The organism is Pseudoduganella violacea, assembly GCF_014191875.1.
Taxonomy (GTDB): domain Bacteria; phylum Pseudomonadota; class Gammaproteobacteria; order Burkholderiales; family Burkholderiaceae_D; genus Rugamonas; species Rugamonas violacea_A.
Genome location: NZ_JACHXD010000003.1, coordinates 180,064 through 204,470 on the forward strand (window position 1 = coordinate 180,064; position 24,407 = coordinate 204,470).

Annotated in this window: 19 protein-coding genes and 1 pseudogene; 15 read left to right on the forward strand and 5 right to left on the reverse strand. The window is 62.6% G+C overall.

What is annotated here, in order from left to right:
• Positions 1-174: 174 nt before the first annotated feature.
• Genes FHS03_RS06585 through FHS03_RS06595 form a run of 3 tightly spaced genes read left to right on the forward strand, consistent with a single transcriptional unit; the run spans position 175 to position 2,341 of the window.
• Positions 175-534: a GntR family transcriptional regulator gene (locus FHS03_RS06585; RefSeq protein WP_183440227.1), complete on the forward strand. Its 360-nt coding sequence runs from the start codon at positions 175-177 to the stop codon at positions 532-534.
• Positions 531-1,388: an ABC transporter ATP-binding protein gene (locus tag FHS03_RS06590; RefSeq protein ID WP_183440228.1), complete on the forward strand. Its 858-nt coding sequence runs from the start codon at positions 531-533 to the stop codon at positions 1,386-1,388. The genes FHS03_RS06585 and FHS03_RS06590 overlap by 4 nt, the downstream gene beginning before the upstream one ends.
• Positions 1,385-2,341: a hypothetical protein gene (locus FHS03_RS06595; RefSeq protein WP_183440229.1), complete on the forward strand. Its 957-nt coding sequence runs from the start codon at positions 1,385-1,387 to the stop codon at positions 2,339-2,341. Before FHS03_RS06590 ends, FHS03_RS06595 begins: the two co-directional genes overlap by 4 nt.
• Before the next feature lie 8 nt (positions 2,342-2,349).
• Here the strand turns inward: FHS03_RS06595 and FHS03_RS06600 are convergent, their stop codons facing one another.
• Complete coding sequence (locus FHS03_RS06600; RefSeq protein ID WP_183440230.1) at positions 2,350-3,111, reverse strand: AraC family transcriptional regulator; 762 nt, start codon at positions 3,109-3,111, stop codon at positions 2,350-2,352.
• Between the two features lie 122 nt (positions 3,112-3,233).
• Between FHS03_RS06600 and FHS03_RS06605 the strand changes: the two genes are divergently transcribed.
• The 5 genes from FHS03_RS06605 to FHS03_RS06625 are packed head-to-tail and all read left to right on the forward strand — an operon-like array spanning position 3,234 to position 7,734.
• Positions 3,234-4,169: a 4-hydroxyproline epimerase gene (locus FHS03_RS06605; protein ID WP_183440231.1), complete on the forward strand. Its 936-nt coding sequence runs from the start codon at positions 3,234-3,236 to the stop codon at positions 4,167-4,169.
• A gap of 5 nt (positions 4,170-4,174) precedes the next feature.
• The gene (locus FHS03_RS06610; protein WP_183440232.1) at positions 4,175-5,299 is read left to right on the forward strand and encodes an NAD(P)/FAD-dependent oxidoreductase; all 1,125 of its coding nucleotides are present in this window, start codon (positions 4,175-4,177) and stop codon (positions 5,297-5,299) included.
• Positions 5,292-5,555, forward strand: a complete 264-nt coding sequence (locus tag FHS03_RS06615) for a 2Fe-2S iron-sulfur cluster-binding protein (protein ID WP_183440233.1) — start codon at positions 5,292-5,294, stop codon at positions 5,553-5,555. The genes FHS03_RS06610 and FHS03_RS06615 overlap by 8 nt, the downstream gene beginning before the upstream one ends.
• Positions 5,552-6,799, forward strand: a complete 1,248-nt coding sequence (locus FHS03_RS06620; RefSeq protein ID WP_183440234.1) for an NAD(P)/FAD-dependent oxidoreductase — start codon at positions 5,552-5,554, stop codon at positions 6,797-6,799. Before FHS03_RS06615 ends, FHS03_RS06620 begins: the two co-directional genes overlap by 4 nt.
• Before the next feature lie 14 nt (positions 6,800-6,813).
• Positions 6,814-7,734, forward strand: coding sequence for a dihydrodipicolinate synthase family protein (locus FHS03_RS06625; RefSeq protein WP_183440235.1), 921 nt, complete (start codon positions 6,814-6,816; stop codon positions 7,732-7,734).
• Positions 7,735-7,787: 53 nt separating this feature from the next.
• On the opposite strand, the gene FHS03_RS06630 is transcribed toward FHS03_RS06625, so the two are convergent.
• Entirely contained in the window at positions 7,788-11,249 is a 3,462-nt protein-coding gene (locus tag FHS03_RS06630) for a DUF4214 domain-containing protein (protein ID WP_183440236.1), read from the reverse strand.
• 231 nt (positions 11,250-11,480) lie between these two features.
• Positions 11,481-11,777: pseudogene (locus FHS03_RS28615) on the reverse strand (Ig-like domain-containing protein); the annotation flags it as partial.
• Here FHS03_RS28615 and FHS03_RS28085 point away from each other — a divergent pair.
• Positions 11,754-12,041 carry a hypothetical protein gene (locus FHS03_RS28085; RefSeq protein WP_183440238.1) on the forward strand — a complete coding sequence of 96 codons (288 nt, stop codon included), beginning with the start codon at positions 11,754-11,756 and terminating at the stop codon, positions 12,039-12,041. The pseudogene FHS03_RS28615 and the gene FHS03_RS28085 sit on opposite strands and share 24 nt — an antisense overlap.
• Before the next feature lie 982 nt (positions 12,042-13,023).
• On the opposite strand, the gene FHS03_RS06645 is transcribed toward FHS03_RS28085, so the two are convergent.
• Positions 13,024-13,935 (reverse strand): LysR family transcriptional regulator, encoded by a 912-nt coding sequence (locus tag FHS03_RS06645; protein WP_183440239.1) that lies wholly within the window; start codon positions 13,933-13,935, stop codon positions 13,024-13,026.
• 124 nt (positions 13,936-14,059) lie between these two features.
• On the opposite strand from FHS03_RS06645, the gene gcl reads away from it, so the two are divergent.
• The 6 genes from gcl to FHS03_RS06675 all read left to right on the forward strand — a co-directional run bounded on the left by gcl (position 14,060) and on the right by FHS03_RS06675 (position 21,262).
• Positions 14,060-15,802, forward strand: a complete 1,743-nt coding sequence (gcl, locus tag FHS03_RS06650; RefSeq protein ID WP_183440240.1) for a glyoxylate carboligase — start codon at positions 14,060-14,062, stop codon at positions 15,800-15,802.
• Positions 15,803-15,828: 26 nt separating this feature from the next.
• Positions 15,829-16,608, forward strand: a complete 780-nt coding sequence (gene hyi, locus FHS03_RS06655; protein WP_183440241.1) for a hydroxypyruvate isomerase — start codon at positions 15,829-15,831, stop codon at positions 16,606-16,608.
• A gap of 24 nt (positions 16,609-16,632) precedes the next feature.
• Positions 16,633-17,526: a 2-hydroxy-3-oxopropionate reductase gene (gene glxR / locus FHS03_RS06660; protein WP_371871629.1), complete on the forward strand. Its 894-nt coding sequence runs from the start codon at positions 16,633-16,635 to the stop codon at positions 17,524-17,526.
• Positions 17,527-17,556: 30 nt separating this feature from the next.
• Complete coding sequence (locus tag FHS03_RS06665; RefSeq protein WP_183440243.1) at positions 17,557-18,825, forward strand: glycerate kinase type-2 family protein; 1,269 nt, start codon at positions 17,557-17,559, stop codon at positions 18,823-18,825.
• Between the two features lie 14 nt (positions 18,826-18,839).
• Positions 18,840-20,264, forward strand: a complete 1,425-nt coding sequence (pyk, locus tag FHS03_RS06670) for a pyruvate kinase (protein WP_183440244.1) — start codon at positions 18,840-18,842, stop codon at positions 20,262-20,264.
• Positions 20,265-20,440: 176 nt separating this feature from the next.
• Positions 20,441-21,262, forward strand: a complete 822-nt coding sequence (locus tag FHS03_RS06675; protein ID WP_183440245.1) for an outer envelope protein — start codon at positions 20,441-20,443, stop codon at positions 21,260-21,262.
• Positions 21,263-21,267: 5 nt separating this feature from the next.
• Here FHS03_RS06675 and FHS03_RS06680 read toward each other — a convergent pair whose 3' ends face one another.
• A complete protein-coding gene (locus FHS03_RS06680) occupies positions 21,268-24,321 on the reverse strand; it encodes an ATP-binding protein (RefSeq protein WP_183440246.1) in 3,054 nt (1,017 codons plus the stop codon).
• Positions 24,322-24,407: the final 86 nt, after the last annotated feature.

Below are 24,407 nucleotides of genomic sequence, written 5' to 3' on the forward strand. Positions count from 1 at the left end.
CAGATCCAGCGGACGCGTTGCCGATATATTCATTTTTATTTCCATTGAGAAAATTTACAACACTCTAGCCCTTCCTTTATGCGGGCGGTGCGAAAAGCGCTTGCGTCGTTTAAATTTAGTGTTATAGTCCACTACAACACCAGTCAATTAACACACTACAGGAGGAGCCAATGTATGTGGAATGACAATACGCCGATATACCGCCAGCTCAAGGAGCGGGTGGTCGGCATGATGCTGGACGGCCTGCTCAAGCCGGGCGACGCCCTGCCTTCGGTACGGCAGATCGCCGCCGACTATCAACTCAACCCGATTACCGTCTCGCGCGCGTATCAGGAGCTGGTCGATGAAACCTTGGTAGAAAAACGGAGGGGATTAGGTATGTATGTGAGCGATGGCGCTATCGACAAACTGCTGGCTTCCGAGCGCGAACGTTTTCTGCGCGAAGAATGGCCGGCCATGATGGAACGCATCCGCCGGTTGGGCCTCAACCTGGAGCAGCTGCTGACGGCGGCCAAGACGGGAGGCGCGGCATGAATACCGTGATTCAGGCCAAGAGCCTTAAAAAATTCTATGGCAAGCAGGCGGCCTTGAAGGAAGCCAGCTTCGAGGTCAAGTCCGGCCGCATCGTGGGCCTGATCGGTCCCAATGGTTCGGGCAAGACCACCACGCTGAAAGCCTTGCTGGGCCTGACCCAGTTCGAGGGTGAGCTGTCGGTATTGGGCATGGACCCGCGCACCCAGCGCGATGAGCTGATGCGCGATGTCTGCTTCATCGCCGACGTGGCGATCCTGCCGCGCTGGCTGAAGGTGCGCGACGCCATCGACTTCGTGGCCGGCGTGCATCCCCGCTTCAACCGCGAAAAGGCGGAACGCTATCTGGCGCACACCAAGCTGTCGCCCGATATGAAGGTGAAGGCCATGTCCAAGGGCATGATCGTACAACTGCACCTGGCCCTGGTGATGGCGATCGACGCCCGCCTGCTGGTGCTGGACGAGCCGACCCTGGGCCTGGATATCCTCTACCGCAAGCAGTTCTACCAGAACCTGCTGGAGGACTATTTCGACGAGAACCGCACCATCATCATCACCACCCACCAGATCGAAGAAGTTGAGCATATCCTGACCGACCTGTTGTTCATCCGCGAAGGCCAGATCACGCTGTCGGCCTCGATGGACGAGATCACCGACCGCTATACGGAGGTGATGGTGGAGCCGCAGCATATGGTGGCCGCCAACGCGCTGCAGCCGATGACGCAGCGCACCGTGTTCGGCAAGGCCGTGATGCTCTTCGACGGCGTCTCGCGCAAGCAACTGGAACTGTTTGGCGAACTGCGTACCCCCAGCGTGGCGGACCTGTTCGTGGCCAGCATGAAAGGAACCTACGAATGAATACCATGAAATGGCTGATCCGCCGCGAATACTGGGAAAACAAGGGCATGCTCTTATGGTTTCCGCTGGGCGTGGCTGGCAGCATTCTATTGCTCGCGCTGGCGGCCCTGGCCAAGGGACACCACGCCAATCTGCATCTGGACGGACAGGCCGTCTTCGATGGCTCGCTAACCTCCCTGGCGGCGGATGAGCGGATCACCCTGGTGCAGGCCACGTCCACGCTGTATCCGGCCATCGCCTTGCCGCTGTTTATCCTGACCGCATTCCTGGCGCTGTTCTATTGCCTGCATAGCCTGCACGACGAGCGCCGCGACCGCAGCATCCTGTTCTGGAAGTCGCTGCCCATATCGGATGAAATGACGGTGCTGTCCAAGGCTGCCTTGGCCCTGGTGGTGCTGCCCTTCACCATCCTGGTGATGGCGCTGGCCACTTCACTGCTGATTTTACTGCTGCTGTACACCGCGCTCGCGTTGGATGGCGTGAACCTGTTCGGCAACCTGCTCTCCACGCCGGACTTTTACCTGACGCCCCTGCGCCTGCTGTCGCTGCTGCCGGTGTACACGCTGTGGGCCTTGCCTGCGGTGGGCTGGCTGCTGCTGGTATCGAGCTGGGCGCGCACCAAGGTCTTCCTGTGGGGTGTGATCGCACCGCTGCTGACGGCTGGGGTGCTGGGCTGGGTCAGCAAGATTTTCAGCCTAGGCGTCGATATGCGCTGGATCTTCGAGCACCTGATCGCCCGCATGCTGGTCAGCATCCTGCCTGGATCGTGGTTCCTGTTCGACCGCTCGGCCCATGGCTCGATGGAAGGCGTTGGTCCGGCAACGGCGGCGCAAACCCTGTACGCCACCTCCTGGTCGTCGCTGGCCCAGCCGACCGTATGGATCGGCGCGGTGGCCGGCGTGCTGATGATCGTGGCGGCGATACGCATCCGCCGCTGGCGCGAAGAAGGTTAAGCCCGTCCTCACACGCCCAGCATGGCGCGGTACTGGCTGGGCGTGACGCCGACCGTGGCGCGGAACTGGCGGGTGAAAGCACTGTGGTCGGCATAGCCGCAAGCCTGGGCGATGTCGGCCACGCTGGTTTTACCAGCCAGCAGGCGCGAAGCGGCGTCGAGCCGGGTCTTGATGATGAACTGGCGCGGCGTCAGGTGGAAGATGCGCAGGAAGTAGCGCTCGATCTGGGCCACCGACATATTCGCCGTCTGCGCCAGGTCGGCCAGGCTCAACGGCTGGTCATAGCGCTCATGGATCAGGCGCACCGCGGCCGCCACCTTGTGATAGGCCGGATTTTTCTTGTCCTCCATCGCCAGATCGCGCGAAATGCCGGCCAGGCCCACAATCTCCCCCGACTTGCTGCGCAGCGCCGTTTTGCGCGTCAGGCACCAGCCGGGATCGCGGTTGGGATAGAGATGCAGCTCCAGCTGGTCGTCGATTTCGCTGCGGCCTGCCAGCACATCCAGATCCTGGGCCAGATAGCGCTGGCCAAAAGGCTGGGAAAACACTTCGGCCGGCGTGCGGCCAATCAGCGCGGCCTTGTCCTTCAAGCCGCAGCGCCGCACCAGCGTGTCGTTGACCACCACATAGCGGCCCACGCTGTCCTTGACGAAGAACACCACGTCGGACAAGGCGTCGAACAGGGTTTCTGCAAAAAATACATCGCCTATCACCCCGCTCAGCGCCATGCGCGCATCGTTCTTTTGCGCCGTTTCTCCTGCCGACTTCATCCGCTTCTCCATTTTCCCTTTGCCGGATTCTCGCACAGCTTGTCCCGATTGTGCCGATTTCGTCATTAAAGCCACGCAGCGCGGGCAAGACGGCGGCCCCAAACAGGCATAAGATGGCGAGCATGAAAACCATCTCGATTATCGACACCCACACCGGCGGCGAGCCGACCCGCCTGGTGACCGAGGGTGGCCCCGATCTGGGCCAAGGCCCGCTGAGCGAGCGGCTTGCGCTGCTGCGGCGCGAGCATGACAGCTTCCGCTCCGCCGTGGTCTGCGAGCCGCGCGGATCGGACGTGCTGGTGGGCGCCCTGCTGTGCCAGCCGCACGCGCCCAATTGTGCCGTAGGCGTCATCTTCTTCAACAATGTCGGCTACCTCGGCATGTGCGGCCACGGCACCATCGGCCTGATCGCGTCGCTGGCGTATATGGGCCGCATCGGCACGGGACGGCACCGCATCGATACGCCGGTGGGCGTGGTCGAGGCCGAACTGCATGCCGATGGCAGCGTGACGGTGGAAAATGTGCCGGCTTACCGCCTGCACCGCCAGGTATCGGTGCAGGTTCCCGGCCACGGCACGGTCACGGGCGACGTGGCGTGGGGCGGCAACTGGTTCTTCCTGGTGGAGGAACATGGCATGGAGCTGCATGTGGCGAATGCCCAGGCGCTCAGCTTCTTCACCGCAAATATTCGCGCGGCACTGGAAAAGGCGGGCATCACCGGCGCCGACGGCGCGCTGATCGACCATATCGAACTGTTCGCGCCTTCGCGCAGCGGCAAGGGCGACAGCCAGAATTTCGTGCTTTGCCCCGGCAATGCCTACGACCGCTCGCCTTGCGGCACCGGCACCTGCGCCAAGCTGGCCTGCCTGGCGGCCGAGGGCAAGCTGGCCGAGGGCGAGGAATGGCGGCAGGAGAGCATCGTCGGCAGCGTGTTCACCGGCTCCTATAGCTACAGCGGGGGCCAGCTGATTCCCCGCGTTCGCGGCCAGGCCTGGGTCAATGCGCTGGCAACCCTGATTCTCGATCCGTCCGATCCGCTGGCATGGGGCATTCGTTGAACGCAATGAGCCAAAGCGCGGACGTGATCGTGATCGGCGCCGGCATTATCGGCGGCGCCTGCGCCGATGCGCTGGCGGCGCGCGGCCTGCAAGTCACGGTCATCGAACAGGATGCCATCGGCAGCGGCGCGACAGCGGCCGGCATGGGGCATCTCGTGGCAATGGACGACAACGCGGAAGAACTGGCGCTGTCATCGTGGTCCATCCGCCTCTGGAACGAGTTCGTGGACGAACATCCGCACAGCCATGAATACAGCCGCTGCGGCACCATCTGGGTCGCCAGCGATGAGGAAGAGCTGGCGGCGGCCCAGGCCAAGGGCAGCAATATGCGGGCGCATGGCCTGCAATGCGAGCTGCTCGACGCGCGGGCGCTGTACGAACGGGAACCGGCGCTACGGCCCGGCCTTGCCGGCGGCCTGCTGGTGGGTGGCGACGGACTCGTATATCCACCCAAGAGCGCGCGCATCCTGCTCGACCGCGCGCGCAGCCGGGGCGCGCAGCTGGTGGCTGGCGCGGTGGCGGCAATCGAGGACCGGGCCGTGCTGCTGCGCGACGGCAGCCGCCTGCATGCGGACAGCATCGTGCTGGCGGCCGGCGCGCGCTGCACCGAACTCTTGCCCGCCCTGCCACTGCAGGCGAAGAAAGGCCATCTGGCCATCACCGACCGCTATCCCGGCTTTATCCGCCACCAATTGGTGGAGCTGGGCTATATCAAGAGCGCCCATGCGGCCAGCGGCGACTCGGTCGCCTTCAATCTGCAGCCCCGGCCCACGGGACAGATACTGATCGGCTCCTCGCGCCAGTTCAACGCCAGCCTGGATGCCGAACCGGCCATGCTCTCGCGCATGCTGCGCCATGCCGCCAGCTTTGTGCCGCAATTGGCCGGGCTGAATGTGCTGCGTTGCTGGACCGGCCTGCGCGCCGCCAGTCCCGACGGCCTGCCCCTGATCGGTCCCTGGCCGGCGCGACGCGGCCTATGGCTGGCGACCGGCCACGAAGGGCTGGGCATCACCACCTCGCTCGCCACCGCGCAACTGCTGGCGGCACAAATGACGGACGGCAGCGTGCCGATTCCCTTGCAGCCATATCTGCCGCAGCGTTTTATGCTCGCGCCATCGAACCATGTCTGAACACCTGAATATTCTGATCGACGGCGAACGCCTCGTCGTCGTTGCCGGCAGCAGCGTGGCGGCAGCCGTGGCGCTGGCAAACGGCGGCATTACGCGCCGGTCGGTGAGCGGCATGCCGCGCGCGCCTTTGTGCGGTATGGGAATCTGCCACGAATGCCGCGTCAGCATCGATGGCCGCGACCATCAGCTGGCATGCCAGACCCTGTGCACTGAAGGCATGCGGATTCGCACAGGCTGGGTGGGGAACGAAGCATGAAGCGGGACTTCGATGTGATCGTGATCGGCGCCGGCCCTGCCGGTCTGGCAGCCGCCAGTACGGCAGCGGCGTATGGTGCCAGCGTCGCCATCGTGGATGACAATCCTTACTCCGGCGGCCAGATCTGGCGTGGTGGCGCGGCGGCGCAGCAGGACGAGCGGGCGCGCCATCTCTGGACTGAGCTGCAGGCAAGGCAGGTGACCGTGCTGCAGCAGGCCCGCGTGCTGTATGCGCCTGAAGCGGGCAAGCTGCTGCTGCAAACGCCGCGACAAGCACAGGTTGTTAGCTATTGCCGCCTGGTCCTGGCCACCGGAGCGCGCGAACTGCTCCTGCCCTTCCCCGGCTGGACACTGCCCGGCGTCAGCGGCGCGGGCGGCTTGCAGGCACTGTCCAAAGGCGGCTATCCGGTGCAGGGCAAGCGCGTGGTGGTGGCGGGATCGGGACCGCTATTGCTGGCCGTTGCCGCGACCTTGCAGGACAAGGGCGCGACCGTCAGCGCCATCGTCGAGCAGGCCGGCAGCATGCAGCTGGCGCGTTTCGCCCTGGGCCTCTTCGCCACGCCAGAAAAATTGAAACAAGCCATGCAGTTGGGCCGCAAGCTCAGTAACGTGCCCTACTACCGCAACAGCTATATCAGTGCCGCCCACGGCGCCGGGACGCTGGAATCGGTCAGTGTGCGCCACGGTGGCAGCGATGAGCGCTGGCCCTGCGAGCTGCTGGCCTGCGGCTACGGCTTGCTGCCGAATACCGAACTGGCCGCATCCCTCGGCTGCACTCTGCGCGGCCAGGCCGTGCAAGTCGACGAATGGCAGCAAACCTCGCAGCCGAACATCTTCTGCGCAGGCGAAAGCACCGGCATCGGCGGTGTCGATCTGGCGCTGGTAGAAGGCCGCATTGCCGGCTTGGCTGCCGTCGAACGGCAGGACGAAGCCAGCCTCCACTTCGCCGATCGCGCGCGCTGGCAGCGTTTCGCGATGCGGCTGGAACGCGGCTTCGCGCTGCGCCCGGAGCTGCACGCGCTGGCCGACGACGGCACCATCGTCTGCCGCTGCGAGGATGTCTGCCACGGCGAGTTGAAAGAACACCGGAGTTGGCGCAGCGCCAAGCTGCATACCCGCTGCGGCATGGGGCCGTGCCAGGGACGTATTTGCGGCGGCGCCACCGGCCTGTTGTACGGCTGGCGTCCCGATTCCGTTCGCGTGCCGGTCGTGCCGGCGCGCATAGACAGCATCATCACTTCATAACCAAGGAGACAAGCATGAGCAGCACTAGCAACGCAAAATGGCAAGGCGTATTCCCGGCAGTGACCACCAAGTTCAAGCCGAACGAGGATCTGGACCACGCCGAAATGGCGAAGCACTTCGAGTTCATGATCGCCAATGGCGTGCATGGCCTGGTCACATGCGGCTCGCTGGGCGAAGCCAGCACCCTGTCGCTGGAAGAAAAGCTTGAAGTGACCAAGGTCGCGATTGAAGTCGCGAACGGCCGCGTGCCGGTGCTGGCGAATGTGAGCGAAACCCGCACCACCAATGCCTGCCGTTTCGTGGAACAGGCTGCGGCCATGGGCGTGCAAGGCTTTATGGTGATGCCGTCCGTGCTGTATGCCGCCGATGCGCGCGAAGCCAAGGATAATCTACGCACTATCGCCAAGGCCGCCCAGCTGCCCATCATGGTGTACAACAATCCAGTGTCCTACAAAGTCGATCTGACGCCGGAAGACTTCAAGGATCTAGCCGACTGCGAACAGATCGTCGCCATCAAGGAATCGACCGATAATATCCGCCGCATCACCGACCTGCGCAACGCCGTGGGCGAACGCTACCAGCTCTTCATGGGCGTGGACGACCTCTCCTTCGAGGCGCTGGCGGTGGGCGCGGACGGCCTGCTGGCTGGCCTGGTGGTGGCCTTCCCGGCCGAAACCGTGGCGCTGTACAAGCTGGCCAAGGCCAAGCGCTGGGACGAGGCGCTCAAGCTGTATCAATGGTTCATGCCCCTGCTGCATCTGGACGTATCGGCCAAGCTGGTACAGAACCTGAAGCTGGTGGAAAGCATGGCCGGAGTCGGCAACGAATATGTGCGCCGCCCACGCCAGCCGCTGCAAGGCGCAGAGCGCGAGAAGGTGGTGAGTATCGTCAAGCAGGCGCTCATCACCCGTCCCGACGTGAGCACGCTGTTCTAAGCGGATAAACTTCCGGGCCGCCTGCTGGCAGCCCGGAAAGCGGGTTTAGGCTATCAAACCAGCCACAGACCCTGGCCAGCCTGCTGAGCCTGAACCACGGCATCCTGCGCGATCCAGCTGCCCACCAGCTCGGCGCGGGTGTGATTACCCAGATACGTCACCCACGATGCTTCGCCACCGGCATCGGTCACCTTCAAGCCGCTGTTGGCGTACAGCGCATGCACGAAGGCCGCGTTATCGAGCTTGCCGTACAGCTTCTGGAACTCGTCCGACGCGGCGAAGTTGTTGACCATCTGCTTGGCATCAGCCTGGGTCGACAGCCACCAGTTGATGCCACCCACATCGGCGGCGCGGTCGAACACCGCCTGGTACAGCAGACCCGCCGTTTTCAGGCGGCCCGCATCGGCTTGCGTGAAGGCCAGGCTGATGGTGCCGTCGCTGAACTCGGCCTGCTCGATGCTGTTCAGGGTGTCGAGGTCGGCATTGGCCTTATCGGCGACCTTGATCTGGCCATCGGCGCCTAGCAGGATCTTGTAGTCGGCCTGCTTGCCGGCGTAGACGGCCGTATCCTTGCCGTCGCCGCCGACCAGCACATCGCTGCCCGCGCCGCCTTCCAGACGATCATCACCGCTGCCATTAATCCAGCCGGATTCCTTGTCCAGCGTGACCTTGGCGAAGATGCCGTCCTTGGCCTGCAGCTTGCGGTGCTCGTCGCTCAGGGCGAAGGATTGCAGCACGTCGGCGCGGCTGACCTTCACACCGTAGCCGCCACTCAACGCCTTGCTCCAGAACTCGAAGCCGCCCTTGTCCGCCGCGCGGCCCATGACTTGCTCATAGAGCTTGTTCAGGAAAGCCTCGTCGCTGATGGTGTCCATCTTGGCCGCTTTCCACTCGGCCGAGTCGGTGAAGGCACGGGCCACGCTCTCCACAGAAGCTTTGACGCCGGTATAGAAGTTCAGGCCACCGATATCGGCCGCGCGGCCGAAGGCGGCGTGGTACAGCAGGCCCAGATCGGCCAGCTTGTCCTTGCCCGCGTTGAGGAAGGCCAGTTCCGGCAGCTTGTTCAGCTCCGCCACTTGCACGGTTTCGTTCTGGCCTGGAGCGAACATGGCCTGATCGTGGGTCAGCACGATCTCGCCTTTCGCGTTCACGCCAAAGCTCCACGCACCCTTGTCGCTGCGGCCGCCCTGCAACACGTCGTTGCCGCTGCCGCCGATCAGAGTGTCGTTGCCGATGCCGCCAGCCAGGAAGTCGTTATCGGCGCCGCCATCGAGGATGTCGTTGCCGCCCGCGCTGCCCAGGATATCGTTGCCGCCGCCGCCTTTCAGCACATCGTCGTCTGCGCCGAGGAAGATGTTCTGGCTGGCGTTATCGCCCACCACATAATTGCGGCCATCGCCGCCGCGCAGCGTCGCTTCGCCTACCACTGCGGCGAAATCGACGTTATTCAGTTGCAGCACCGCGCCCTTGGCCAGCTGGCTGGTGTCGATCACCAGGCCGATGGCGGTGCTGTTCGCGCCACCGCCGGTTGGCGTGGTCGAGCTGCCGCTGATCAGGATCGGCTGCTTGATATCGCTGCCGGAAACCAGGGTCGGTGTGATGGTTTTGCTCAGCACCGTCACGTCCTTGCCCAGGCCATCGAGGAAGGAAGTCCCCTGGCCCTTCATGTCCTTTTGCGCGCTGGAAGCTGCATCGGTTTTCTGCTCAATGCGGCGCACCAGGTCCAGCAAGGCCTGGTCCTTGTTCAGCAGGGCGGTCGAACCTTCGGCACCCAGGCCGGCGCCCACCGGCAGGCTGACGGTCAGCTTGGCTTCGCGGCCGCCGCTGGCAACGTCCAGCGCGATGTCGGCCAGGCCTTTGTTCGGCGTCTTGCCGTCATCCTGGCGGCCGGCCGTTACCGTTGGCACGGTCACGGTCGAAGTGGTGGTGCCGGTCACCGGATCGGCCTTGGTGGTCTTGGTGACAGGTACGCCGTCTTCCATCACTGGTGGCGTCACGGGGGTTGGCGGCACCGGTGTTGGCGCGGCCTTGGTGGTATCGATGGCATACACCGCCGATTCCGCCACGCCTGCGCCAGCCTTTCCGCCCACGTCCTTCACGGTATCGAGCTTCAGAACGATCTTGCCATCCTTGGCCTGCGTATCGGCATCGGGGGTAAAGGTCGCTTCCCAGGTCTTGCCATCAGCGCTGCCCTTCAGATCGGACAGTTTGCCTTTGACGGCGCTCAGATTTTCCAGCTTCAGCCCCTCCACCTTTTCCGAGAAGGTGATCTTGACTGTAGCCTTTTCGCCTTTGTTCAAGGTGGTGTCGCTCAGCGTAATAATGGCAGTCGGCGCAACAGCCTTGGTGCTTACATGCGTAGCCTTGTTGGCGCCAAGTTCAACGCCGTTGAGCGAAGGGACCAGTTCAAATTCGGTTTCGATACTGTCCGTATTGCCCGCCTGGTTTTCCTGCGGCGTGAAGACGAGTTTGCGCAATGTGGCCTGGATGCTGGCCAGGGTATCGCCTTCCACCGAATACACGCCCTTCTCGCCCGTCAAACCGCTGCCGCTCAGGGTACCGTTGCCGGCCTTGAACTTGATGTCCAGCTTGAATTTGCCTACGTCGTCGCTGCTCAACGTCACATTACTGAATGGCGTGGCGGTTTGGGTATCCTTGACCTCGACCTTGTCGCTGAGGCCATCCAGCGTTATCCGGCTCAAGGTGAAGGCTTCAACCCTTGGCCCCTCGTCCACGGTATTGCCTACGCCGTCGCTCAAGATGCCGCCCTTCCGGAACACGACGTATTCGCCATCGTCGGCCTGGCCCCACTTGCCATTTGGCGCATGGAATTTGAGGATGGCTTCCACGCTCTTGCCTGGTTTGAGTTCCGGCAGATCAGTGGTAACCGGCAGCAGCTCTTTACCCAGGCTGTTTTTCAGCCCCAACAGCTTGTAGATCTGGGATGGATCGCTGATGCCTGCACCGCTGTCGCTCATTTTCACGCGCAGAGCGATATATTCATCGCCAAAGGCGGGCTTTTTCTCCAGCTTGATGGATTCTATGGATGGCGCAAACTTGTCGACGGCGAAAGTGCCCTTGGGGAGTTCACCTTTGTTGCCTGCGATGTCCACCACGCGGACCTGATACTCGCCGCCTTTATCGGGCACATTGATATCTTTGATCGCCCACTGGCCGGCTTTAACACGTTCGCCCTTGGTCCAGGTCGCACCATTGTCCAGCGAGATTTCGCAATACTCGCCCTCGGCGCTGTCTTTCTCCAGATCGATAATGAAGTCGGCTTTTTTGCCAAGGAAGGTCGTGCCGTCGCTCACCACACCATTTTTGAAAGTGCCGATGCCTTTCCAGAGCGGAGCTTCGGTGATGATTTCGTATTTCTGAACGGTTTCCTTGCCCTGCTCGCCGTCGACGTCGACGCGGAACTTCAGTTCGCCCTTGCCTTTTAACTCAATATCCAAGCTCAGCTTCGTACCGCTGACCTTGTCGGTGACGTCTTTCCACTGGCCATCTGCCAAGATGAGCACCTTGGCGTTTTTGGGCAGTTCTTCGCTGAGTGTTGCGGTTAGCGTTTGCTTTTCCACATTGGTGATGAAGTCGTTATCTTTGCTACCGCTATCGTTGGAAAACCGGACACCCGTAATGGCGGGTTTACTGGTAAGAGTGAGGTTCAGCACATCACTGAGTTGGCTTTGCGCTTGCCCATTTCCCGTTCTGGACTGCGCATAGACTTTGTAACTGCCTTTTTCCAGCGTGCTGACATCCAAATTCTGGATCGTCCAGGCGCCATTGCTCATTTGAGCTTCTTTTACGACCTCTTTCGAATCGAGCTTGCCGTTGCCGTTGGCATCTATAAATACCCGTACGAAGCTGGTGGAGTCATCGGCATAACCTTTCCCGGTAAAAGTCAGGAGCGTCGCGGAGGTTACATTGTCATCGTTCTTTTCGCCGGTATCGCTGGAATCCACCAAGTCTAAATCCGTAGGCTTTCTGGGACGCACTTGGAGACTGAAGGTCTTTCTATGGGCAACGTCGCCGTCCGTCACATCGATCTTAAATACATCACTACCGCTGAAGCCCGCATTAGGCTTGTATTCCGCGATACCATTTTTATTGGGGGCGTATTTGTAAGCAAATGCTTTGCCATCTGGGTCAGTTATTACCGCAACATCGGTGAGAGTGACAACACCATTTTTTGGCTGGTTGAATACCGTCCACTCTATCTTATCCCCACTTTCGGTATCCTTCACGTTAAGCAAGGAATGCAGGTCGATTGTGTCACCCTGTTCAAAGATAGGGGTAATATATGACTCTTCAAACATTGGCGTACCAGGGTGCGCCACGAAGTCGATATCGTCCACATTCATTATTTTAACAATGCTTCCTGATTCATTCCTGGCAACAATACTCAGCGTTGAATCAAACAACACATCCGATACGTCAACTATCTTTTCGTTCGCATTAACATCAAAGACTTTTTTTACCCCGGAAAGCGTTCCAACTTCCAATGTCTTTATTTTTTCAGGAGAGGAAATGGAAATTCTCTTAATTTCCGCGAGGGCGCTGTGATCACCTTGTTCCTGCCGGTATTTCCACGAAATATTAAGCCAGCCATTACGGACCTCAAGATACTTTCCGTTAATAACGCCTGCACCGGTTTCATCTTCCTTAACTTCAAATACACCGCTACCACCGGCCTTAATACTTAACTCCCCCAAAGGCGTATTAGTAGGCAGTCTCAGCATATTCGCTGTCGACACGTATCCCGCCTCATTGAAATTAATTCCAAACATCGCCTTATCCATAAACAAAACCTTTCATTTAATTTTTGCAAACAACAATTCGCTGGGAGGTGGTGCCGGTGTTCTAAACACTAGCGAGAGGTATGACGCAAAAGGGGGGCTTGAGGGGGAAGTTCGCTGTGGCGAAACTGCTTGGGAGAAAACTTTGGTCCAGCACTGTGCAGCAGCAACCACTCATTACCGATTCCTAAAATTTAGATTTCAGCAATTATCGTGGTTTTAAGGCAATATTACTAGTGTTTAGGACAGATATCATCAAACTGTAACAATGCCAGGACTGCCCGCCCCTCTGGCGTTCGCGGCAGCGCATCCCATAGCCCTGCCGGGTAGAGGCGGTTTTCAGTTCGTCATGAAGCGTCAGATGCCGTGCGTGTTTCGGTAAACGGGCATATGGAAGACTTCCGGGCGGCCTGCTGGCAGCCCAAGAAGCATATATGTCTAAGACAAATTTCATCCACCTGTCACAAAATCGTGACGCCTTGGCCGGCCTTCAGCGGCCCCGCGTCCAGTAACCTGGCTCGGCGTAAACGGCCTTCAGTGCGTCGATGAAGAAGCGGATCTTGGCCGGCAGATGGCGCTGCTGGAGGTAGACGGCCATAATGTCGTAATCGGGCAGCGCGTAATCGTCCAGGACGGTGATTAGACTGCCCTCTGCCAACTGGGCCTGGATTTCCCAAGTCGAGCGCCAGGCCAAACCTAATCCCTCGCACGCCCAGCGGTGCAATAGCTCGCCGTCGTTGCAGTCCAGATTCCCCTGCGCCTTCACCGTGACGGCCTTGCCGTTCTGCTGGAAGTACCAGCCACGCTGCTGCCCACCCTGCAGATTGAAGGCCAGACAGTTGTGCGATGCCAGGTCGTCCAGCGTGCGCGGTATGCCGTGGCGCTCGAAATATTCCGGCGTGCCGCATACCACGCGGCGGTTGCTAGCCAGCTTGACCGCGACGAAGCTCGGGTCGATCACGCCGCCGATACGGATGCCCAGGTCGTAGCCCTCGCGTACCAAGTCGATCACCTGGTCGGTAAGATTGAACGATAGCTGCACCTCGGGATTGGCACGCAAAAAAGCCGGCGCATGCGGCGCCACATGCTGCCGTCCGAAAGAAGCGGGAGCGGACACGATCAGGTGGCCGGTGGCCTTGTGCCGCCCTTCCGAGATATTCCGCTCCGCCACGTCGAAGTCCGACAGCAGCTTGCGGCAGTCTTCGAGGAAGACCGAACCTTGCTCGGTCAAGGTCAGATGGCGCGTGGTGCGGTGCATCAGCTTCACGCCAAGGCGGCGTTCCAGCGCGTCGATGCGGCGGCCCAGCATCACCGGCGTGATGTTCTGCACCAGCGCGGCGCGCGCCAGGCTGCCCTTCTCCACCACGGCCACGAAGGCCTCGATCTGTTTGAGCTTGTCCATGAATTCATTATTCCATACCTGGAGTATCGAATAAAACGATTTTTTGTCGTCTTATCACGGCTGGGCAACGCCGATAGCATACAAATCATCAAGAACCGTAATTCATTACAAACAGGAGATCGATATGGCAAAGATGACGGCGGCCGAAGCGGCTGTCCACGTTCTGGAAAAGGAAGGCGTGAGCGCGGCCTTCGGCGTGCCTGGCGCGGCCATCAATCCGCTGTACGCCGCGCTGAAAAAACGCAATAGCGTGCGCCATGTGCTGGCGCGCCATGTGGAGGGCGCTTCGCATATGGCCGAAGGCTATACCCGCGCCAAGGCGGGCAATATCGGCGTCTGCATCGGCACTTCCGGCCCGGCGGGCACGGATATGATCACCGGCCTGTATTCGGCCCAGGCGGATTCGATCCCCATCCTCTGCATTACCGGCCAGGCGCCGCGCGCTCGCATGTTCAAGGAGGACTTCCAGGCAGTCGATATCGAGTCCATCGCCAAGCCAGTGACCAAGTGGGCCGTGACCGTGCGCGAACCGGCCCAGGTGCCGCGCGTGTTCCAGCAGGCCTTCCACCTGATGCGTTCCGGCCGTCCCGGCCCCGTGCTGATCGACCTGCCCTTCGACGTGCAGGTGGCGCAGATCGAGTTCGACCCGGACACCTACGAGCCGCTGCCGGTCTACAAGCCCGCCGCCAGCCGCGCCCAGATCGAAAAGGCGCTGTCCATGCTGAACGAGGCCGAGCATCCGCTCATCACAGCGGGCGGCGGCATCATCAACGCCGATGCATCGCAATTGCTGGTGGAGTTTGCGGAGATCGTCAACGTGCCGGTAATCCCAACGCTGATGGGATGGGGCAGCATTCCGGACGACCATCCGCTGATGGCGGGCATGGCGGGCCTGCAGACCAGTCACCGCTACGGCAACGCCACGGTGCTGGCTTCGGACTTCATGCTGGGCATCGGCAACCGCTGGGCCAACCGTCATACCGGTTCGATCGAGGTCTTCACCCAGGACCGCACCTTCGTCCACGTGGATATCGAACCGACCCAGATCGGGCGCGTGTTCGGGCCGGACTACGGCATCGTGTCGGATGCGGGCATCGCTCTGGCGCTGTTCGTGGAGGTGGCGCGCGAGTGGAAGGCGCAAGGCAAGCTGCGCGACCGCAGCGGCTGGGTGCATCAATGCCAGGAACGCAAGCGCACCATGCTGCGCCGTACCGACTACGAGAACGTGCCGGTCAAGCCGCTGCGCGTGTACGAGGAAATGAACAAGTTCTTTGGCCGCGACACGCGCTATGTTTCCAGCATCGGCCTGTCGCAGATCGCAGCGGCGCAGTTCCTGCATGTGTACCACCCGCGCCACTGGATCAACTGCGGCCAGGCCGGCCCGCTGGGCTGGACGATTCCTGCGGCGCTGGGCGTGCGCTCCTCCGACCCGCATGGGGACATCGTGGCTGTGTCGGGCGACTACGATTTCCAGTTCCTGATCGAAGAGCTGGCCGTGGGCGCGCAATTCAAGCTGCCCTATATCCATGTGCTGGTGAATAACTCCTACCTGGGCCTGATCCGCCAGGCGCAACGCAATTTCGATATCGACTACTGCGTGCAGCTCGCCTTCGAGAACGTGAACGCGCCGGAACTGAACGGCTATGGCGTCGATCACGTCGCCGTGGTGGAAGGATTGGGCTGCAAGGCGATCCGCGTCTTCAAGCCGGACGAGATCATTCCCGCCTTCGAGAAAGCGCGAGAACTGATCAAGCAATACAGCGTGCCCGTGGTGGTGGAAGTGATCCTGGAGCGCGTGACCAATATCGCCATGGGCACCGAGATTAACGCCATCAACGAATTCAACGACGTGCTGGACGTGGCCTGAGCGCTCGCCATCCAAGGAGACATGATATGCCCACATTCGCCGCCAATCTGACCATGCTGTTCAACGAGCTGCAATTCCTCGACCGTTTCGGCGCCGCCGCCAAGGCTGGCTTCACGGGCGTGGAATTCCTCTTCCCCTACGACTTCGAGCCGGAGCGGATTGCCGCCCAACTGGACAAGCACCAGCTGCAAATGGTGCTGCACAATCTGCCGGCCGGGAACTGGGCGGCGGGAGAGCGCGGCATCGCCTGCCATCCGGGCCGGGTGCAGGAGTTCCGCGACGGCGTGGAGCAGGCCATCCGCTATGCGAAGGTGCTGGGCACGCAGCGCATCAACTGCCTGGTCGGCATCCTGCCGCAGGGTGTGGAGCGCGCCGCCGCGCAGCAAGTCTTGGTGCAGAACCTGAAATTCGCGGCCGAGCGTCTGAAGGAAGAAGGCTTGCCGCTGCTGGTCGAACCGATCAACACCTTCGACATTCCCGGCTTCTTCCTGTCCGGTACGCGCCAGGCGCTGGAGCTGATCGACGCTGTAGCTTCGGACAACCTCTTCCTGCAATACGACATCTACCACATGCAGCGCATGGAGGGCGAGCTGGCGGCCACGATCAAGGCCAATCTGCACCTGATCCGGCATATCCAGCTGGCCGACAATCCGGGCCGTTTCGAACCCGGCACCGGCGAAATCAATTACCGCTACCTGCTCGCCCTGCTGGATGAGATCAAGTACCAGGGCTGGGTGGGCTGCGAATACAAGCCGCGCAACGGCACGGTCGATGGCCTGGGCTGGCGCGGCGCCCTCGCCGCCTGAAGCAATCCAATAACACTCAAGGAGATCAACATGGCAAAAGTAGGTTTTATCGGTCTTGGCATCATGGGCGGCCCGATGGCGGGCCATCTGCAGGCGGGCGGGCATAAGCTGTATTTGCACGACCTGAAAAATCCGCCGGCGAATTTGGTGGAGCACCACGCCACGGTCTGCACCTCCGCCGCCGAAGTGGCCAAGCGCGCCGACATCATCTTCATCATGGTGCCGGATACGCCCCACGTCGAATCCGCCCTGTTCGGCAAAGACGGCGTGGCCGCTGGCCTGAGCGCGGGCAAAATCGTGGTCGATATGAGTTCCATCTCGCCCATCGCCACCAAGGAATTCGCCAAGAAGATCAACAAGAAGAGCTGCGCCTATCTGGATGCGCCGGTATCGGGCGGCGAAGTGGGCGCGAAAGCGGCATCGCTGACCATCATGGTGGGCGGCCCGCAGGAAGCCTTCGATACCGTCAAGCCCCTGTTTGAGCTGATGGGCAAGAACATCACCCTGGTGGGCGGCAATGGCGATGGCCAGACCACCAAGGTCGCCAACCAGATCATCGTCGCCCTGAATATCCAGGCGGTGGCGGAGGCGCTGCTGTTCGCCTCCAAGGCGGGCGCCGATCCGGCCAAGGTACGCGAGGCGCTGATGGGCGGTTTCGCTTCCTCGCGCATCCTGGAAGTGCATGGCGAGCGCATGGTGAAGCGCACCTTCAATCCAGGCTTCCGCATCGAGCTGCATCAGAAGGATCTGAATCTGGCGCTGCAAGGCGCGAAGACGCTGGGCGTGTCGCTGCCGAATACGTCCACGGCGCAGGAGCTGATGAATGCCTGCGCGGCCAATGGCTTGAGCGGATTGGATCACTCGGCGCTGTGCCAGGCCATCGAGTTGATGTCCAACCACAAGATCGCGCAAGCCTGATCCTTTTATTCACGCAGAGAGGACAAAACCATGGCCGTCAACCATCCCCGCCAGTTCCTGCGGGAGCTGTACCAATCCGCCCTTGCCGCCGTCAGCGCCAGCGGGCGCCTGCCTCCCTTCCTGCCCGCCCCGCCGGACAAGGGGCGCACCCTGGTGATCGGCGCCGGCAAAGGCGCGGCGGCCATGGCGCAGGCGGTGGAGCGCAACTGGCAAGGCCCGCTTTTCGGCCTGGTGGTGACGCGCTACGGCCATGGTGCGCCCTGCGAGCGCATCGAGGTGGTCGAAGCGGCGCATCCAGTGCCCGACGAAGCGGGCCACCGCGCGGCCCAGCGCATGCTGGACATGGTGCAGGGGCTGGGCAAGGACGATCTGGTGCTCTGCCTGATTTCGGGCGGTGGCTCGGCCCTGCTCGCGCTGCCCGCCGAGGGCATCAGCCTGCAGCAGAAGCAGGCGCTGAACAAGGCTTTGCTGCACAGCGGTGCCACCATCGCCGAGATGAATTGCGTGCGCAAGCATCTTTCCGCCATCAAGGGCGGCCGCCTGGCGCTGGCCTGCGGCAAGGCCCGCGTGGTGACGCTGCTGATTTCCGATGTGCCGGGCGACGATCCGCGCATCATCGCCAGCGGCCCTACCCTGGTCGACGCCAGCACCAGCGCCGAAGCGCTGGCCATCCTGCATAAATACTGCATCGAGATTCCGGCCAATGTCTACCGCCACCTCTCTTCCGCCGTCAGCGAAACGCCCAAGCCCGGCGATGCGCGCTTCGAAGGGCATAGCCATCATGTGATCGCCAAGGCGCAGGATGCGCTGGAAGCGGCGGCCGCCACGGCGCGCACGGCCGGCATCACGCCCTACATCCTGTCCGACGGGATCGAGGGAGAGGCGCGCGACATCGGCTTGATGCACGCCGCGCTGGCGCGCCAGATCGTGGCGCGCAACCAGCCTTTCGCGCGGCCCTGCGTGCTGCTGTCGGGCGGCGAAACCACGGTCACAGTGCGCGGCAACGGCCGTGGCGGACGCAATGTGGAATTCCTGCTCAGCCTCGCCATTGCGCTGGAAGGCGCGCCCGGCGTGTATGCCCTGGCCTGCGATACCGATGGCATCGACGGTTCGGAAGACAACGCCGGCGCGCTCTACCAGCCTGACACGCTGGCGCGGGCCGAAGCGCGCGAGCTGCGGCCGCGCGCCCTGCTCGACAACAACGATGGCTATGGTTTCTTCAGCGCGCTGGACGATCTGATCGTCAGCGGGCCGACCCGCACCAATGTCAACGACTTCCGCGCCATCCTTATCCTGTGAACGAAGGAACCGCCATGCGCCGCGAACGCAAAGCCAAAATCGTCGCCACCCTCGGCCCGGCCAGCTCGGACCGGGCCACCATCCAAGCCCTGTGCGAAGCCGGAGCCGATGTCTTCCGCTTCAACTTCAGCCATGGCTCCCATGCCGACCACCAGCACCGCTACGACAGCGTGCGAGAGATCGAGACGGCTCTGGGCCGTCCCATTGCCATCCTGGCCGACCTGCAAGGACCAAAGCTGCGCGTAGGCCAGATCGCGGGCGGCGCGGCGCAGCTGATCGCAGGCTCTGAATTCGTACTGGACCAGAATCCGGCGCCCGGCAACGCAACGCGCGTCTGCCTGCCGCACCCCGAGCTGTTCGCCGCCGTGCGGGCCGGCCAGTCCCTGCTGCTGGACGACGGCAAGCTGCGCCTGGAAGTGCTGGCCCGCGATGCGGCCGGCATCCGCACCCGCGTAGTCAACGGCGGCCTGCTGTCCGACCGCAAAGGCGTGAACGTGCCGGACGCCGTGCTGCCGATTCCCGCCCTCACCGCCAAGGACCGCGCCGATCTGGACTTCGCCCTGTCGCTGGGCGTGGACTGGGTGGCGCTTTCCTTCGTCCAGCGCCCCGAGGATCTGCAGGAAGCGCATGCGCTGATCCAGGGCCGCGCCGGCCTGCTGGCCAAGCTGGAAAAGCCGGCCGCGCTGGAAAAGCTGGAGGAAATCGTCGCCCTGTCGGATGCCTTGATGGTGGCGCGCGGCGACCTGGGCGTGGAGCTGCCGCCGGAGCGTGTGCCGGGCGTGCAGAAGCGCATCGTGCGCGTGTGCCGCAAGCATGGCAAGCCGGTGGTGATCGCCACGCAGATGCTGGAATCGATGATCTCAGCCCCGGTGCCGACGCGGGCCGAAGCATCCGACGTGGCCAACGCCGTGTATGAAGGAGCGGACGCCGTAATGCTGTCGGCCGAATCGGCCAGCGGCGCCTACCCTGTGCAGGCGGTCGCCATCATGAACCGCATCCTGGCCGAAGTGGAACGCGATCCGCTCTACCCCAAGCTGATCGACGCCCAGCACGAAGCGCCCTTGCCCACGCGCGGCGACGCCATCTGTTCGGCCCTGCGCAATGCCGGCGCGGTACTCGGCGTGGCCGCCACCGTTACTTACACCACCTCCGGCCACACCAGCCTGCGCGCCGCGCGCGAACGGGCCATGGCGCCTATTCTCAGCATCACGCCGCGACGCGAAACGGCACGCCGCCTGGCGCTGGCCTGGGGCGTGCACAGCACCATCAGCCCGGACGTCAGCAATGTGGACGAGATGGTGGCGGCGGCCTGCCGCACCGCCTTGCGCGAAGGCTTCGTTCAACCCGGCGACCAGATCGCCATCGCCGCCGGTTTCCCTTTCGGCCAACCAGGCAGCACCAACCTGCTGCGCCTGGCCGAAATCTGGCCGCAGGGATAAGGGATTGGGTGCGGCCGGTGTGGTCAATCCGATACAGTGCAAGCGCCACGCCAGCTCCCGGCTCTTCAACTGCATCAAGAACATGCGCACTTAACTTGCCCATTCCGTCTCTGTCCCGTCTAATCATAATCGAAACGGCAACACCCCACATACACCATAAATCAGGAGACAAGAGCATGCAGAACCCAATGGCTATCCTCGCCGCCAGCGCTTTTTCCATGCTGGCCCTGTGCGGCCCGCAACAAGCCATGGCGGCCGACTGGAGCGACACATCGATAGGCTACCGCTACGGCACGCGCTATGCCGAGCCTTACAACAGCGCAGACATCAAGAAAAGCATCCTCAACGTAACCCACGCCAGCGGCTACAAATACGGCACGAACTTCATGAACCTGGACTTCCTGATGTCGGACGGGAAGGACGCCAATGCCAACGAAGCCTATCTGCTTTACCGCCACACGCTCGATATCGGCAAGGTCAGTGGACGCGAATTCAAATTCGGCCCGGTGCGCGGCCTGGGCTTCACCGCCGGCCTGGACCTGAACACCAAGAACGATCCCGGCTACGGCTCGAAAAAGCGCATGTTCGTGGCTGGTCCCACGCTGATGCTGGACGTGCCGGGCTTCCTGAACGTGAGCCTGGTCGCGCTATGGGAGAGCAACAAGCCGGTGGGCGTGGCGGAGCGCTACAGCTACGACACGCACGCCATGCTGAACGCGGTGTGGGGCATTCCGGTCGGCTCCCTGCCGCTCAGCTTCGAGGGCTACCTGAACTACATCGCGGCCAAGGGCAAGAATGAGTACGGCGGCCCGACTTCGGCCGAAACCAATCTGGAAATGATGCTGATGTATGACGCCAGCGGCGCCTTGAGCCTGCCGAAGAACAGCTTCCGCCTTGGCCTGCAATACCAGTACTGGCGCAATAAATTCGGCAATCCGCACAATGTTCCGGGCAGCCTGGCGAAAACGCCGATGGTGCGCGCGGAGTACCACTTCTAAAGAAGCTAAACGGCCGGCGCAACGCAGCGCTCGATCATCGCCAGCAGCACGGCAATGTCGATCGGCTTGGCGAGCCAAGCGCTGGCCCCGGCCTGCATGCACAGCTGCTCGTCCTTCACCCGCGCGTCGCCGCTCATGGCGATAATGGGCAGTTGGCGCAAACTGGGCGTGGCGCGGATGCTGCGCATGGCCTCATAGCCGTCCATCACCGGCATCGACACATCCATCAGCACCAGCGCCGTATCGGGATGATCGGCCAGCCGCTCCAGCGCGGCGCGGCCGTGCTCCGCTTCCACCACCTGCATGCCGCGCCCGGACAGCAGCGTGCCAAGTGAAAAAACATTGCGCATATCGTCATCCACCAGCAGCACCTTCTTGCCATCCAGCGTGGGATACGCGCCATACGGCGGCAACGGCGCCGCGCGCTGCGGCGATGGTTTGTAGGCCGGTGCGGCTTCCAGCGGCAGATACAGGATGAAAGTGCTGCCCGGCCCCTCGTTCGGTTGCAGGCGCAGCGCGCCGCCCATCTGGCAGGCCAGCTGGCGCGAAATAGACAGGCCCAGGCCCGCGCCGCCGTAACTGCGGCCGATGCTGCCATCGGCCTGGCGGAAAGCCTCGAAAATCAGCTCGCGCTTGGAAGGCGGCACGCCGATGCCGCTGTCGCGCACGGCGATGCTGAGCGCGGGCACGGTCAATACGCCTTCGGCCAGATCCATCCGTATCATCACGGCGCCGCGCGCGGTGAACTTGAAGGCATTCGACAGCAGGTTTTTCAGCACCTGGCGCGTGCGGTCCAGATCAATGCATACCAGTTGCGGCAAGGCGCCGGCATACTCGACGCGGAATTCCAGGCCTTTGGCTTCGGCCTCGGGCCTGAAGGCCGGCAGCAGCGTCTCGCATATCTGACGGCTGGCCACCTGCTCCAGGCTCAGCGCAACCCGGCCGCTGCCCGAGCGCGAGAGGTCGAGAATGTCGTTGATCAGGGCCAGCAAATCCTTGCCGGCCTGTTGGATGATGCCGGCGTATTCGGTCTGTTTGGCCGTCAGGTTGCCCTCGCGGTTTTCACGCAGCACGGCAGCCAGCACCAGCATGCTGTTCAAGGGCGTGCGCAATTCGTGCGAGACATTCGCCAGGAATTCGGAGCGGAAGGTGTTCACCCGCTCCAGCTCCGCATTATTCTGCCGCAGGGCTTCCTGCTGCAGGCGCAGCTCCTCGGCCTGTTGCTGGGTCTTTTCCAGGAGCACTTCGGTGCGGTGGCGCGACATGCTGACGCCGATGCTGGCGGCGATGCTGTCGCGCGCCCGCTCCAGGAATTCTCGCTCGGTGCCGCTGAAGGGCCGCAAGCAGGCCAGTTCCAAAGCACCCACCACGCTGCCCGCATGCAGCAGGGGCAGCGCCGCCAGCGCCGTGGCGTCACAGGAACCGAGGGCTGAGGCGATGCCCAGATAGCCAGGCGGCACCTGGCTCAGAAAGATGGCGCGCCGGTCGCGCGCAGCCTGGCCCAGCACGCCCTCGCCTTGCAACAGGCGACCGGGCCGGGCCAACTGGCCATTCAGCGCATAGCCCACGCTCAGGCAGAGCTGCCCGCCCCCCTCCTGCAAAAGATAGATCGCGCCAGCCCCCGCGTCCAGACGCCGCGCCAGATAGCCCAAGGCCGCCTCCGCCCCGGTCTCGGCGGAAAACTCCCCCCGCATCAAATCACCCAACTCATTGAGGCCTGTCTTCAGCCAGTCACGCGCGTTTTCATCGGCGCGATGCTGGCGCAGTGCCTGCATCATCTGGACGAAGGCGCCATCCAGGGCAGCTTGCATGCGGCCCATGCTGCGCAAGGCGCCCACCAGCCGTCCTGCTTCATTGCGGCCTACCGCCATGCCGTCCAGCGGTGGCGGCGAAGCAGGCTTCAAGGCCTGGTCCATATCGCCGCTGGCGATGGCCTCAACCGTATGCAGGCGCGCCTCGGTATCTTCGGTCATGGTCTGCGCCGCATGCATGGTCTGGGCCATGGGCACCGTGACTGACCGCACCACGCGCACGCCGAAACCCACCATCAGCACGGCCAGCGCGCCCAACGCCAAGGACAAATTGCGCCGGGTGCTTTCCAGCCCGTCCACTCTTCCGGCCAGCACCGTTTCCAACGCCGCCAGCGTATTGCCGCTCAAACGCTGCTGCGCGTCGAGCGCCCCGCTCAGGCGCACAAAATACTCCCATGGCGCCGCATCCAGGCGGTTGGGATGCACCACCGCTTGCGCCGCTTCCGCCAAGGCTGAGGCGCCGTCATCCAGGCTGGCCCGGACCAAAGGGCTTAAACTCTTTGCCAGTTCGGGGTCGGCGTCGGCGGCGTAATCCAGCAAGGCGCGGATGGCGTTCAGGTGATAGCCGGCCCGGTCGATCAACCCGTGCAAGACCAGGCGCTCTTCCTGCCCTGCCTGATGCCGCGACAGCGCCGCCGCGCCGCCGCCGCGCAGGCGGCTCATGGTGTCGGCCAGCTGAGGGGCTTCCACCAGGGCCGCATTCATCAGAAAATAGGAGCTGGCCGCAGGGTCGAGACGCAGGCCGAAATGGTCGATCAGCTTTTCATGCAGTTTGAGCAGGCGCGTCACCAGCTGGTTGTGCGCGTCGAAGCTGCCGTTGGCGGACAGCGTGCGTACGCCGCGCCGCGTCAGCAAGGCTTGCCACTGGTCGCGCACCTGCTGGAAATCGGCCAGCAAGGCCGTATCGCCAAGCGCCAGCAGCAAGGTCTCCGTGGCAAAGAAACCCTTGTCCACCGCCTGCCGGCTGGCAGCCAATCCCGCTTCGGCCTCGTTAAAGCCCAGGTCGGCCATGGTGGACAAGCCACGGTGCTGCTGCAAGCCGCGCAACAAGGCGAGCAGCGCCCGGGTCGGCGCGATGCCGCGTGCTTCCTGGCGCGCCACTTCGATGGCCTTGTTCGACTCGTGCAGGAACAGGCCGAAAGGCAAGGCGACCAGCACCGTTCCCATTGCGGCAAGCAAGAGGAAAGTTTGCCATAACAGCAAGCGGCTGAGCAGGGTTTTCATGGCGCGGCGAAAAAGACGAGCCATTTCATTCTATGGCAGCTTCGGTCACTTGCAAACTTGAATTATCGGCTTGGCTCGCTTGCATTGTTGCCGGATTCGCCAGTGCCATG